This window comes from Microbulbifer variabilis ATCC 700307 (assembly GCF_000380565.1).
Lineage (GTDB): Bacteria > Pseudomonadota > Gammaproteobacteria > Pseudomonadales > Cellvibrionaceae > Microbulbifer > Microbulbifer variabilis.
The window spans coordinates 121005-134170 of record NZ_AQYJ01000020.1 but is presented as its reverse complement, the minus strand read 5'-3'; the positions used below and the strand labels follow the sequence as shown (position 1 = coordinate 134170).

General features: G+C 51.2%; 11 protein-coding genes. 8 read left to right on the top strand and 3 right to left on the bottom strand.

The window, feature by feature from the left end; genetic code table 11:
• The first annotated feature begins 118 nt into the window (after window positions 1-118).
• The 4 genes from G367_RS0102870 to G367_RS0102855 all read left to right on the top strand — a co-directional run bounded on the left by G367_RS0102870 (window position 119) and on the right by G367_RS0102855 (window position 5500).
• A complete protein-coding gene (locus tag G367_RS0102870) occupies window positions 119-1726 on the top strand; it encodes a carboxyl transferase domain-containing protein (RefSeq protein ID WP_020411588.1) in 1608 nt (535 codons plus the stop codon).
• Between the two features lie 72 nt (window positions 1727-1798).
• Entirely contained in the window at window positions 1799-2596 is a 798-nt protein-coding gene (locus tag G367_RS0102865) for an enoyl-CoA hydratase/isomerase family protein (protein ID WP_020411587.1), read from the top strand.
• Between the two features lie 4 nt (window positions 2597-2600).
• A complete protein-coding gene (locus G367_RS0102860) occupies window positions 2601-4601 on the top strand; it encodes an acetyl/propionyl/methylcrotonyl-CoA carboxylase subunit alpha (protein WP_026304902.1) in 2001 nt (666 codons plus the stop codon).
• Entirely contained in the window at window positions 4601-5500 is a 900-nt protein-coding gene (locus tag G367_RS0102855) for a hydroxymethylglutaryl-CoA lyase (RefSeq protein ID WP_020411585.1), read from the top strand. The genes G367_RS0102860 and G367_RS0102855 overlap by 1 nt, the downstream gene beginning before the upstream one ends.
• Before the next feature lie 60 nt (window positions 5501-5560).
• Here G367_RS0102855 and G367_RS0102850 read toward each other — a convergent pair whose 3' ends face one another.
• From G367_RS0102850 to G367_RS0102840, 3 genes are all read right to left on the bottom strand, one after another.
• Window positions 5561-5983, bottom strand: coding sequence for a hypothetical protein (locus G367_RS0102850; RefSeq protein ID WP_157533305.1), 423 nt, complete (start codon window positions 5981-5983; stop codon window positions 5561-5563).
• Between the two features lie 392 nt (window positions 5984-6375).
• Entirely contained in the window at window positions 6376-8292 is a 1917-nt protein-coding gene (locus G367_RS22950) for a multicopper oxidase family protein (RefSeq protein WP_020411583.1), read from the bottom strand.
• Between the two features lie 119 nt (window positions 8293-8411).
• Window positions 8412-9326 carry an SDR family NAD(P)-dependent oxidoreductase gene (locus G367_RS0102840; RefSeq protein ID WP_020411582.1) on the bottom strand — a complete coding sequence of 305 codons (915 nt, stop codon included), beginning with the start codon at window positions 9324-9326 and terminating at the stop codon, window positions 8412-8414.
• Window positions 9327-9535: 209 nt separating this feature from the next.
• On the opposite strand from G367_RS0102840, the gene G367_RS24850 reads away from it, so the two are divergent.
• From G367_RS24850 to G367_RS0102820, 4 genes are all read left to right on the top strand, one after another.
• Entirely contained in the window at window positions 9536-9961 is a 426-nt protein-coding gene (locus tag G367_RS24850; RefSeq protein WP_020411581.1) for a DUF4345 domain-containing protein, read from the top strand.
• A gap of 64 nt (window positions 9962-10025) precedes the next feature.
• A complete protein-coding gene (locus G367_RS0102830; RefSeq protein WP_020411580.1) occupies window positions 10026-10328 on the top strand; it encodes a DUF1330 domain-containing protein in 303 nt (100 codons plus the stop codon).
• Between the two features lie 80 nt (window positions 10329-10408).
• On the top strand, window positions 10409-11263 hold the full coding sequence (locus tag G367_RS0102825; RefSeq protein WP_020411579.1) for an AraC family transcriptional regulator: 855 nt from the start codon (window positions 10409-10411) through the stop codon (window positions 11261-11263).
• Window positions 11264-11917: 654 nt separating this feature from the next.
• Window positions 11918-13165 carry a DUF945 family protein gene (locus tag G367_RS0102820; RefSeq protein WP_020411578.1) on the top strand — a complete coding sequence of 416 codons (1248 nt, stop codon included), beginning with the start codon at window positions 11918-11920 and terminating at the stop codon, window positions 13163-13165.
• Window position 13166: the final 1 nt, after the last annotated feature.

Sequence of the window (13166 nt, the reverse complement as noted above, 5' to 3'; positions counted from 1 at the left end):
GGCTGGGCATTTCTTCTCGCCGCCGACGCCTGTCGGCGGCAGCTGTCTCCAGCCGGGCACTGCGGCAATAAGCTGCGCCCTGTGGAGGTCTTTTCTCCGGGAAAGTGAATCGGACTTTATGAATCAGTTGCAGAGCAAAATAAACACGCGCGATGCCGCCTTTGGCGAAAACCGCGAGCAAATGCAGGCGCTGGTGGCAGACCTGCGCGAGAAAGTGGAAGCCATCGCCCAGGGCGGCGGCGAGCGCGCAAGGGAAAAACACCTGGCGCGAGGAAAATTATTGCCACGGGACCGTATCGACGCGCTGCTCGATCCGGGGAGCCCTTTTATGGAATTTTCCCAGCTGGCCGCTCACGAGGTTTACGGTGAGGATGTTCCGGCCGCGGGCATTATTACCGGCATCGGCACCGTCTCCGGTCAGCCCTGTGTGATAGTGGCCAACGATGCCACTGTAAAAGGTGGAACCTATTATCCCCTCACAGTAAAAAAACACCTGCGCGCGCAGACCATCGCCGAACAGAACAACCTGCCGTGTATTTACCTGGTGGATTCCGGTGGTGCCAATTTGCCGCGCCAGGACGACGTTTTCCCAGACCGTGAGCACTTCGGTCGCATCTTCTTTAACCAGGCCAATCTCTCTGCACAGAATATTCCGCAGATTGCGGTGGTTATGGGTAGCTGCACCGCCGGTGGTGCCTATGTGCCGGCCATGGCAGACGAATCCATTATGGTGAAAGAGCAGGCCACTATCTTCCTGGCGGGCCCGCCTTTGGTAAAAGCGGCCACCGGAGAAGAAGTTTCTGCCGAGGAACTCGGCGGTGCCGAGGTGCACTGTCGCACTTCCGGGGTTTCCGATCACTACGCCAATAACGACGTACATGCGCTGCAGTTGGCGCGGCGCTCTGTAGCGCGCCTGAATCGCATCAAAAATCCCGGCCTGGATATCCAAAAGCCAGTGGAGCCGATTTATCCACCGGAAGATATTTACGGTGTGGTGCCCAAAGAATCGCGCCAGCCTTTTGACGTGCGCGAGATTATCGCGCGGGTTGTGGACGGATCGGAGTTCGATGAATTTAAAGCGTTGTACGGCACCACTCTGGTAACTGGTTTTGCCCGTATCCAGGGCTATCCGGTGGGAATTGTTGCCAACAACGGCATCCTGTTTGCGGAGAGTGCTCAGAAGGGCGCGCACTTTATTGAGCTGTGTGCGCAGCGCAAGATTCCATTGGTTTTCCTGCAAAATATCACTGGTTTCATGGTGGGCAAACAGTACGAGGCGGGCGGCATCGCCAAACACGGCGCCAAGATGGTGACCGCTGTCGCTACCGCCAAGGTGCCCAAAATTACCATCCTCATCGGCGGCTCTTTCGGCGCCGGTAACTACGGTATGTGTGGCCGCGCCTACGATCCCAACTTCCTGTTTATGTGGCCCAATGCGCGCATCTCGGTTATGGGGGGTGAACAGGCTGCTGGCGTATTGGCCCAGGTGAAGCGCGACCAGATGGCCGCCCGGGGTGAATCCTGGAGCGAAGAGGAAGAGCGCCAGTTTAAGCAGCCGATTGTGGATAACTACGAACACCAGGGGCACCCCTACTACGCCTCCGCGCGCTTGTGGGATGACGGCGTTATCGATCCGGCGGATACCCGCCGCGTGCTCGGTCTGTGCCTGGCGGCGGCCAGCCACAAGGAACCGGAAGAGACCAGGTTCGGCGTGTTCCGCATGTAAGGAACCGTGGTTGCGGCGCCAATGAAATGTTCCGGTGCCGCTTTTGAGAGACGCCCCAATCGAGGAATAACAATGAGCGATAAATTGCTGTGCGAAGTGGATAGCGAGGGCGTGGCCACGGTCACCCTGAACCGGCCGGAAATCCACAACGCTTTTGATGATGAACTGATCCACGAGCTGGCCACCACCTTTGACACCCTGGCGCAAAAACCCGCTGTACGTGTGTTGGTACTGGCTTCCAATGGCAAGAGCTTTTCTGCCGGAGCCGACCTCAACTGGATGAAGCGCATGGCGACTTATTCAGAAGAGGAAAACCGCCGCGACGCGGCTGCGCTCGCCGCCATGCTGTACAAGCTCGACACTTTCCCTGCGCCCACCATTGCGCGAGTACAGGGCGCCGCTTTTGGCGGGGCCGTGGGCCTGGTGAGCTGCTGCGATATGGCCGTGGCCTCTGAGCGCGCCAGCTTCTGTTTGTCTGAAGTCAAAATCGGGCTGCTGCCCGCCACCATCAGCCCCTATGTCATCAATGCGATCGGCACCCGCCACGCGCGTCGTTACTTTGTCACAGCGGAACGTTTCCCCGCCGAGCGCGCGGAACAAATGGGCTTGGTATCCGAAGTCTGCGCCGAGGGCGACCTGGACCTGCATGTGCAGAAATTAGTGAATGCCATTGCCGATAATGGCCCCAAAGCGGTCGCCATGGCCAAGCAACTGGCCATGTCCATGTCCAACCGGGTTATCAACGATGAATTGCAGGGCCAGACCAGCGCGCTGATCGCTGCCGTGCGTGTATCGCCGGAAGGACAGGAAGGGTTGAGTGCGTTTTTGGAAAAGCGCGCACCCAAGTGGATGAATGGTGGCGAAGGATAATTTTATGATTCGCAAACTGTTAATAGCTAATCGCGGCGAAATCGCCTGCCGTATTATAAAGACCGCCCGCCGCCTGGGGGTGGCCACCGTTGCCGTCTATTCCGATGCGGATGCCGACGCCCTGCATGTGCAGATGGCGGACGAAGCGGTGCACCTGGGTCCGGCGCCGGCCAGGGATTCCTACCTGGATATTGACAAGGTATTGGGTGCTGCGAAGCAGACAGGCGCGGATGCCATCCATCCGGGTTACGGCTTCCTGTCGGAAAATGCCGAGTTTTGCCGCGCCTGCGATAGCGCCGGCATTATTTTTGTCGGCCCGCCCACCGGCGCGATTGAGGCGATGGGCTCCAAGTCCGCCGCCAAACGTATTATGGAAGAGGCCAATGTGCCCCTGGTGCCCGGTTACCACGGCACCAACCAAAATGAAGAGCTGCTGGAAGGTCACGCCAACCGCATCGGTTACCCGGTATTGCTGAAAGCCGCTGCCGGCGGTGGTGGTAAGGGCATGCGCCGTGTCGACAGTGCCGGTGAATTCCACGAAGCACTGGGCGCTGCCAAGCGTGAGGCCATGAATGCCTTTGGCGACGACATCATGCTGCTGGAGCGCTATGTGGTGAGTCCCCGCCATGTGGAAATTCAGGTGTTCTGCGATCAGCAGGGCAACGGTGTCTATCTGTTTGAGCGGGATTGCTCGGTGCAGCGCCGCCACCAAAAAGTAGTGGAGGAAGCTCCCGCACCGGGCATGACTCCGGAGCTGCGCGCCCGCATGGGTGAAGCGGCTCTGCGTGCGGCCCACGCGATTGGTTACGTGGGTGCCGGCACGGTGGAATTCCTGCTGGATGCCAGCGGTGCCTTCTACTTTATGGAAATGAATACCCGCCTGCAGGTGGAGCACCCGGTTACGGAAATGATCACTGCCCAGGACCTGGTGGCCTGGCAGCTGTCAGTTGCCGCTGGCGATACCCTGCCCATGGGCCAGGATGAGCTGCAGATCAATGGCCACGCCATGGAAGTGCGCATCTACGCCGAAGACCCGGATAATGATTTCCTGCCGGCAACTGGCGTGTTGGTGCGCCACCAGCCCCCGGCGGAAGGCGAGGGCGTGCGGGTGGACACCGGCGTGCAGACCGGCGATGAAATCAGTGTGCATTACGACCCGATGATCGCCAAATTGATCTGCCACGGCCGCACCCGCAAAGAAGCCTTGGCCAAACTGGATCGCGCATTGCGTGATTATCAGATTGCCGGTGTGCGCCACAATATCGAATTCCTGCGCAGAGTGATCAATCACCAGGCATTTGCCAGCGGTTGTATTTCGACCCACTTTATCGAGGATTACGAAGCGGAAGTACTGCACCAGGAGCAGACACTGACGCCGCTGAAATGCGCTGCTATTGCCGGTTATTTGCAGCAGCGTGAAGAGCGCGATCTGCGCAACAGCGCACCCCAGCGGGATCCTTTCTCTCCCTGGCATAATGGCGATAACTGGCGCAATGCTCTGGCTGGCAGTCGCACCCAGACGGTGGACTACCGTGGCCAGCACGCTCAAATTCGCTTTGTTGCAGAGGGCGATAGCCTGCGCTGGACTTGCGATGCCTTGCCTGAGGAACATAACAGCGGTGACATTCGCCTGCTCCCGGGACGCGACTTGATGCTGGTGGATGGCCGTCGCATGAGTTTCTCCGCCGTGGATACCCGCGATGGTGGTGCTGTATTTATCGATGGCACCCAGGTGGAATTCAAGTTGCTGCCACCAGATATCGGTGAGAGCAATGACCAGGCCCACGGCCTCGATGCCCCCATGAACGGCACCATAATTTCGCTGCTGGTTGAGCCCGGCTCTACAGTAGAAAAAGACCAGCCGCTACTGGTCATGGAAGCCATGAAAATGGAACACACCCTGCGGGCTCCAGCAGCCGGCACTGTGCAGCAGTTCTTCTGCGCCGAAGGTGAATTAGTGGATGGCGGTAGCCTGCTGGTGGATTTTGCCGGGGAGGAGCAGTAATGACTTTGCCCAAGCAAGTCAAAATCGTCGAAGTGGGCCCCCGCGATGGGCTGCAAAATGAAAAGCAGCCTATCTCTGTGGAGACCCGTATCGCGCTGGTGGACAAGCTCAGTGCCAGCGGGCTGTCGGTTATTGAAGCCGGCAGCTTTGTCAGCCCCAAGTGGGTGCCGCAAATGGCCGCCAGCGAGGAAGTGCTGGCGGGTATCCAGCGCAAAGACGGTGTTATCTACAGCGCCCTCACGCCAAACTTAAAAGGCTATGAGCGCGCAGTGGAAGCCAAAGCGGATGAGGTCGCCGTATTCGGCGCGGCCTCAGAAGCCTTCACCCAGAAAAATATTAATTGCAGTATTGCTGAGAGTCTTGAGCGCTTCCGTCCACTGGTGGAAAAAGCCAAGCAAGGCGGTATACCCGTGCGCGGATACGTATCCTGCGTACTTGGTTGCCCCTATGAAGGCGATATTGATCCGGCCAAAGTGGCAGAAGTCAGTGCCGCTCTATTGGAAATGGGTTGCTACGAAATTTCCTTGGGCGACACCATCGGTGTCGGCACCCCGGAAGCCGCCAAGCGTATGCTGAAACAGGTGATGGCCCGTGTACCTGTGGAAAAACTTGCGGTGCATTTCCACGATACCTACGGCCAGGCCTTGGCCAATATCTACGCGGCCTTACAAATGGGTGTCGCAGTAGTAGATTCCGCCGTAGCTGGCTTGGGCGGCTGCCCCTATGCCCGCGGCGCTTCCGGTAATGTTGCCAGTGAGGATGTACTCTATATGCTCAATGGCATGGGTATTGAAACCGGCGTGGATTTACAGTTGCTGGCAGAGGCTGGGAACTTTATTTCTGAACAGCTGGGGCGGGAGACCAACTCCCGTGTGGCCAAGGCTTTGGTGCCTTGCTGAGAAATTTCTAGGGCGGTTGGAACACCGCCCAGATACTATGGATTCACTTATTAGCGAAGATCAGATATTTACCCGATAAATTAGTGGGTAATTATTTCCGTTACCTTCCCTGCAATCCTCTACTCCAAAACCTACAGTATTAGATTTTGCAAAATATGCAGACAAAAGTGATGAGAATTGCTCTTTCGTGTCATTATTATTTGTTCCATCATTGCGGTCGAATTCTATGACTACATGGTTGCTGGAAGCTGATGGGCAGCCTTCCCCTAATTCGTTGCCGCTAGCATTTGGTGAGAATTTAATAACTGCATAGTATTTATAGGTAGTAATGCCTTCGATAGTTTTATTAGGCTCAATTGTACTTGATGCAAAACTGGTGCTGGCTAGTAGCGCTAGTAGTAGTCCGGGGAATAAATTTTTCATTTTCATAATATAATTAAAAACTCTTAACTCACTTAAAGTATAATGAAAATCACCTGTCAATTTTTAGCCCGACTATTTTATGGTTAATTAAGAAAGATTGAAATCGATTTATTATTATTTTGTACCCCTCGTTTAATTGGAATTAACCGCCATATTTGCAAGTGATAGTTATTACCAGAAGCTCCCGTGCTGCGCCTAAAAAAGGAAAGAGTAGGTGTGGATAATAATTTTTAACCTGGGTTTTTTGGTTTTCTATATAGGGTTAATTGTCGCAGGTGGTAAGCTTTTTTGTTTCTATTTCAGTAAGTTTTTGTTAGTTGGTTGTTTTAAGCTTATAGCTAGAAATTGCTGTATTTGCTTCTTGTTTTCTTATTGTCTTATTAAATTTGAGTTGTTGAATAATGATAGCCAATCAATACTCCGGTCTTGAGTTGAGATTAAAGGTTATCTGTTTAGTGATTATTTTCCGGTTTAGGCGCCAATACCTTAAACGGTCGCATCATATCGTAATCTTCATGAGAGAGTAGATGACAGTGCCATACATAGAGGCCCTCACGGTCAAAGCGAGCTATTACCCGTGTTACTTGGCCGGGAAGGGCAATGACCGTATCTTTAGGGCCGCTTTCTTCTGGTTGTGGTGGAAGGGGTTTCCCCTGTAGAGATGTTACTTCCAGTCGTGCCCCCTGAAATACCTTATCGGTATGCATAAATTTCTGCGGCTTGGGGATAAGTTTGCCTTTAAAAGGCTGACGATCCAGCACTTGGAATTCCACCAGATGAATATGGATTGGATGAGCCGATACTGTAGGGTTGTATATCTCCCAGATCTCTACGGCGTTGTGCTGGATAATTTCCGTGGTAGGGTCCTCGAAAAATAGGGAGCCTTCTTTTACTGGACCTAACATCAGCAGATTACGGCCATAGGGGTCGTCCAGGCGGTAGGTGGCAAGCTGTCGTGTGTAGTTCGCTTGACTAAGCCTATTAAGTGGAGGGCGCAGGGGAGTATTCAAGGTTAGCTTTAAATCTCCAATCGTATCTTTGACCGCTGCTTTCTGTTTATCGGGAGAGGCTTTTGCAGGTGCCGAAGCAATATGGAATTGCAAAACTTGGCCAGTGGTATCGGGGTCGGTAGCTGGTGTGGTGCCACCGCGCCCATCACTTAATACACGTTTACCATCAGGGTTGTATACCAGTGGAATTGAACTCTTTGGATCATTGGCCTCTACAAATCCCTTAAAAGGGATATCCGGTCCAAAATTTCGCAGTGTCAGTTTGTGTCCTTCATAACCACTGAAATCCACTAAAACATCTGCTCGCTCTGCGGGCGCCAATACCAGCTCGTTAAGTTGCACAGGGAGATCGAGAAAGCCACCGTCGCTGCCGACCTGCACAAAGGGGGTACCTTCGTCGATCCTGAGTATCAGTGTGCGTGTATCGGACGCATTGAGTAATCGCAGTCGATAAACGTGTGGTGTGACGTTGACTTTGGGCCAAGCCATGCCGTTTACCAACATAAAATTGCCAAAAAATTCGTCCAGGTGAGAAGGGTTGGGCCAATTGGCCTTCACTGCCTTGTGGGAAACCGGTGATGGAGGCTGGTCCCTCCAACCAGGAAAATAGAGCTGCCCATCTGAGCTAAACAGGCTGTCTGTAATAGCGGCAACCAAGGTACGCTCTTCTGTGGGAAGTAGTTTTTCCTGTATCAGGCGATCTTCATTGTCGTCGCCGACCAAGTAAAAACCGAATAATCCTGCATAAACATTAAGTCGGGTCATTCCCAGGGTGTGATCGTGATACCAGATAGTGGTGGCATCCTGGGAGTTGTCGTATTCGTAAATCTTTTTTTCAAATAACGGGCCCGTCTCGTGATAATTTCGTGTGTACCAAGCGAGGGGATTGCCGTCACTTTTCCATTCTGTATGCCCGCCGTGAAGATGAATAACCATGGGTACAGCTTTGGGATCTTTTACATCGGCGAGGTGAATGGATCGATCCACCGGAAATAGATGCGGCCCCGGTAGCTCATTGGCCCAGTGTACAAATACCGGTTGGCCTTCCCGGGCGCGAATAGTAGGGCCGGGAGAGTGGATGCGACCTGCATACTCAAAACCCCAGGCCTTTGTCATTAAACGTTTGCCTTCCTTATCCCGTAGCCCCATCCAAACCTGGGTGGGCCTTGCTGGCAGTTTGAGTGGAGCTGAGCTCTTGGGTCGGATCTCTACAGGTATTGGTAGCTCGTTAACGAATTTATCCACAGTTGTTGGATCCAGGAGGGTCAGGGGAGGTGCCTTGACGACAGAAATTTTTTCCTCGCTAGCAATTAGGGAAACAGGAAGTGATAACAATAGGCAGAAGAATATCCGAAGCATTGGCTGCTCATGGTGGTTCGTATTTAACAGCCAAGTATAGGTAAGGGAGTACTGTCAGATCGGAGAGACCTTAAGTGCAGACAAAGGCGCACAGGGCCCTTACCCGATGCGACCCTTCACTAGATAAAGCGATTGATCGCCGTTTTGGCATTGTCCTGATAGGTAGGGTTGTCCAGGTCCGGGAAAAGCTTCCGCTGTTCACCTAGAGGTCCTGTCAATCCGCGTTCACTGCCGTAAAAAATACCTGTGCGGAAGGATGTTGTATCCAGCAGGGCATCGATATAGCGCTTGGCGCCTATTTCGACTTTGTGGACTTTGCCCAATAGCAGCATAATCCGCATCATGCCCTTCATCATATATTGCTTGAATAACGACAGTGTATTGAAGCCCTCTGTGCCTACAGTAGCCCCCGGACTCATGGTTACGAAGCGGATATGGGGGAATTCCCGTGCCATGGAAGACATCCATAGGGCGCCCATATACTTTATCGGACCATAGGGCACCGTAGCGTCTTTGGTACTGGCATAGAGCTCTCCTTCACAGATCTGCATAAATTCCTCCACAGAGGCGCTTTTCAGGTCTGGTCGCTTCATACCCATCTCTTTTACGCCGCGAGCGGCCTCGGAGCCGGCGTAGATAGCAGCCTGGGTTAATTTATTGGCTTTCAGCAACTCGTTAGTCAGTAGTGCATGCCCGAGCAGGTTGACGGCGAAAATTTGTGTGACTCCCTCAGGGGTTTTCTTATAAAACTCTTTACCTCCAGTGCCGCCAGCATTCATAACCAGTGCATCAATTGGGGAGTCTAAGGTTTGAACCGCCTCTTTCACGGATTGTTGATCTGCGACATCGATCAGCAATACTTCGAAGATATTCCTGCCTGTTTCCGACATCAGCTCGGCCTGGGCTTCTTTGACTCTCTGCAGATTGCGGCACCCGAGATAGATCTTGTTAATCTGCTGGTACTCCGCCAGTTGCTTGGCGCACTCCCTGCCTAAGCCTGCATTCGCTCCGGTAATCAATACACTCTTAATCATCTTTCTGTCTCTGTGGATATTGGGAACTGGTACCCGGATATGGATATACCCGGCTGTTGGAGGGAAAGATAAGCGATTAAGCGCCTCGGGTTTTGATATTTCTTGCTGTCCTCATGGGATACCAAGACCGCAAGAAATATCAAAAATTGGGCCTTACCGACCAATATGATTAGGTCATCTCTTCAAATACGGCAAACTAAGGTGACACTATGAATCAGGCGAGTTCTATAGAAAGAAAAATTTTCCAATTGTTAGTGGTAGCACTGGCAGTGATCTGTTTTGTTCCTGGCGGGATCAGTGCATTTGGGGGGCTGAATGGCAGTGCTGCCCTGAGTGGTGGTGCTATGCTTTTCGGCCCGGATAGCCCCTTGAGAGGATTTGGGGATAATCAATATCGATTTGCCTTTGGTGTTTTCTTTGCCCAGGGGTTGGTTCTACTGTATTTCCTGAGCAATATCGAAAAACATAAAGCATTGTTTTACTTCGTGGCTTTATCCCTCTTCATTGGCGGTCTGGGTCGCTTAAGCAATATTCTGGAATTTGGATTGGTGGATGACCAGGTCTTACCGCCTACGATTATTGAGCTTGCGATAGTTCCACTTCTGGTTTTTTGGCATAGGCGAGTGGCCTCTTAAAGTTAGTCATTAGAAGCTCTTAGTCAAGCAACTTAAAATTTTTTATGCTTAAGAGGTTATTGCTTTGTTACCAGTATTTTTACATATAGAGTCTTCACCAAACCTACAGGAATCGCAGGCTCTTCAGCAGTATATAGGTTTGGCTCCGCAATTAATGCAACAGTATGGGGGGGTGCCTATCGCCTCTTATGATGTGGAAGAAGCCCTGGACGGAGGTCGGTCACCAAAGGCATTTGTTGTGGTATCTTTTCCGGATCGGGAGGCGATCTATGCATTCTTCAATGATCCAGCCTACCAGGCGATTATTCCTTTGAGGGACAAGGCATTTGCCCATTTACGCTTTTTTATCACTAGTGAACGAATTTGATTTAAAGGCATGCTAAACCGGGAAGGTATTCCTCAAAAATCTCACCGTCCCAACGTAAATAGGCAGTAAAGGAGCCTCTCATGCAGCGATTTTTTAAAAGTATCAACTTCGTAGAGCAGCATCTATACGACAAAATTTCTGTTCACGAAATTGCCGCTGCCTCTCATTACTCCACCTACCACTTCAGCCGTATTTTTAAGGCATTAGTGGGGGACTCACCGAAAGAGTATTTGCGTAAGCGCCGATTGACCGTCGCTGCAAAGAGGTTGTTGAGTGAAGATATTGGTATTCTTGAGCTTGCCATGGAGTGCCAATTTGATTCCCAAGAAGCGTTTACTCGTGCGTTTAAAGCTTTATTTAATGTAACCCCGGCGCAGTATCGAAAGCAGCAGGACCCTTTCCGGTTGCTATATAAAGATCAATTTAGCCCCCATATGCTGCACTTCTTGAAAAATGAGCTGTCCATGGAGCCACAAATTATTTCGCGCCCAGCGATGCAATTGGTGGGGATAGCGCAGGAATACGATCATGAAAATCTCAGCTTGCCAAAGCTCTGGTCTGCATTTCGACCTTACAGGGATAAAATCCCCAATCGTATCAACGATGAATCGTTTGGCATCTATGAGTGTTATGAGGAAGCGGGTGATGAAATTCAGTTTAAGTATGTCTGCTGTGCGCCGGTTGCCGACCTGACTCAGGTACCCGAGGGAATGGTGGCGCGGGAACTACCGGAGCAGCTATATGCAAAATTTGTTCACCGCGGATCTATTACCACCCTGGAGCAGACATTGAAGTATATCTGGGGGAGCTGGCTGCCAAAGTCTAATTATGACTATATCGAGAAGCCAGACTTTGAGCTCTATCCGCCCAGGTATCAGGTTGCCAGCCCGACAGCCGAAATGTACCTCCATATCCCCGTTAAAGAGAGACAATGATCGTTTAACAATAACGCAGAGTTATCACTATTCAACATTTTTGGCTACTTGATCTGTGCCATATCGATTTTGCAGATTGCTTCTTCGATCGAAATTTTTATGTAATAAATTCTATATTGGAGGGACGTACTCCCTGCAGGTGTTCGCGAAAGAAGGCAAGCTTATTCGATGGAAAGATAAATTCTGGAATTTTTCCTGGTGAAATCTGGTTGTAGGATAGGGAAAAAAATAGCCACGCTCCTCAACCGAGTCAATGGCTATCTTTCTTATTTCGGATTTTTTGATTGATAAATTGCCAATAAAGGAAAACGTTTCATCGAGTCGTACATGGGAAACGGCAAAGCCGATCACTATGGTGCTATAGGAGAATGGCCTCTTTTACTTTAAATTGTGAGAATTGTTCTGCCCTTCAAAAAGAAGAATAATTTTTAATTTCTTAAGCAGAACTCCCTTACTCTATATCTTAGTTTTCTTGGCTTCTTTAGATAATGGTTGCCAAGTGGATAAGGCGCTATGCCCAGTGGTTTATTTTTAGAGTGGTTCTAAAGAGTAGCAACTATAAACCTTGCTGGTTTCTATCTTGGTATTTCGATCGTACTAGTTTCTGCATAATCTGCTAACATCGGCGTAAATCCTGTTGTTAGATCAATCCCTATGAAACTATTACGTTGGCTCCTGCTTATTGTGCTTGTCTTATTGGTGATTTCCGCCCTTGCGGCGCCGGGTTTCATTGGCCCCAAGGTGGAGGAGGTCTGGAAACAGCAGGTCGGTAGGTTACAAGGGGGTAATTCCACGAGTTACCAGCGTGGCTGGTTTGGTGCTGAGACTAATACTGAGGTTGGACTGCAAAATGGTACTACTGAGCTGCATACTGAAATTCACCATGGCCCTGTACTGTTTACTTCCCAAGGGCCGAGATTAGGGGTTATCTATAGTGAAACACGCTTGGAATTGGAGCAGTTAACCCCTGAATTTCGCGCACGGCTTGAGAACATATATGGCCGTTTACAGGATAGCCCATTGGTGCTGGAAACTCTTGTAACAGCCGATAACCGCGTACTGAACACACTGCTTTTTGAGCCCTTCAAAAATACCGGTACCTATGGCCAGCTGGAATTTGATGGCGGTGAAATCACAGTAAAAACGGATTATAGCGGAGCCATGTTAGATGGCGTTATTGATTTGGGTAGCCTGCGACAGATACGGGACGAGGTGGAGGTATTATTTACTGAGCCCCTCAAGGGTGAGTTTCAAGTAGAGCCCGGGCGCGGTGGTAAGGCGCAGCTGCAATTATCGTTGTTACGTGCTGAGTCTGATTCGGGACCTGTACAACTGCGAAATATTACTCTCGACCTGGATTTGGAGATACTTGCTGCACAGACTTTAAAAATTGTAAGTGATTTGCAGTTGCCCAGTGTAGAGTCTGCAACTCCGATCATCTCCGCTCGTCAACAGATGACCTTGCCCGAAATCACCGCTGCAGACTTGGGCCACTACCTGCGTGTATTGTTGCCCAATCCTGAGCGCAACTGGGCCCGTGAGATGCGCCCACCTTTGCGTCTTCAACAGCAACTGGTAGTGGAGTCACATAATGGTCCGGTGTTAGTGGATGCGGATATTGACTGGAAAGGGTTACAACGTCCACCTCGTCACCGTGGGGGCAGCCCACTGAATCAATGGTTGAAACCACTGGTGGGCACCATGACATTGAGCGCGGCGGAGTCAGCCCTATTGCAGTCACCATTAGTAGCTCAAGCAATGATGTTACGAGAATATGGGCTGCTACTGGAAAAAGATGGTGAGTTGCAAATGCACCTTGAAGTAAAACGGGGACGGTTGGAAGTGAATGGCCAGGATTTGCCACCGGACCTATTTATCATGGCGCTTACCGGGCGGTTTTGAT

Coding starts and splice junctions, on each gene's coding strand:
- G367_RS0102865 (WP_020411587.1), top strand. CDS start 1,799: ATGAGCGATAAATTGCTGTGCGAAGTGGATAGCGAGGGCGTGGCCACG.
- G367_RS0102825 (WP_020411579.1), top strand. CDS start 10,409: ATGCAGCGATTTTTTAAAAGTATCAACTTCGTAGAGCAGCATCTATAC.
- G367_RS0102860 (WP_026304902.1), top strand. CDS start 2,601: ATGATTCGCAAACTGTTAATAGCTAATCGCGGCGAAATCGCCTGCCGT.
- G367_RS0102870 (WP_020411588.1), top strand. CDS start 119: ATGAATCAGTTGCAGAGCAAAATAAACACGCGCGATGCCGCCTTTGGC.
- G367_RS22950 (WP_020411583.1), bottom strand. CDS start 8,292: ATGCTTCGGATATTCTTCTGCCTATTGTTATCACTTCCTGTTTCCCTA.
- G367_RS24850 (WP_020411581.1), top strand. CDS start 9,536: ATGAATCAGGCGAGTTCTATAGAAAGAAAAATTTTCCAATTGTTAGTG.
- G367_RS0102840 (WP_020411582.1), bottom strand. CDS start 9,326: ATGATTAAGAGTGTATTGATTACCGGAGCGAATGCAGGCTTAGGCAGG.
- G367_RS0102820 (WP_020411578.1), top strand. CDS start 11,918: ATGAAACTATTACGTTGGCTCCTGCTTATTGTGCTTGTCTTATTGGTG.
- G367_RS0102855 (WP_020411585.1), top strand. CDS start 4,601: ATGACTTTGCCCAAGCAAGTCAAAATCGTCGAAGTGGGCCCCCGCGAT.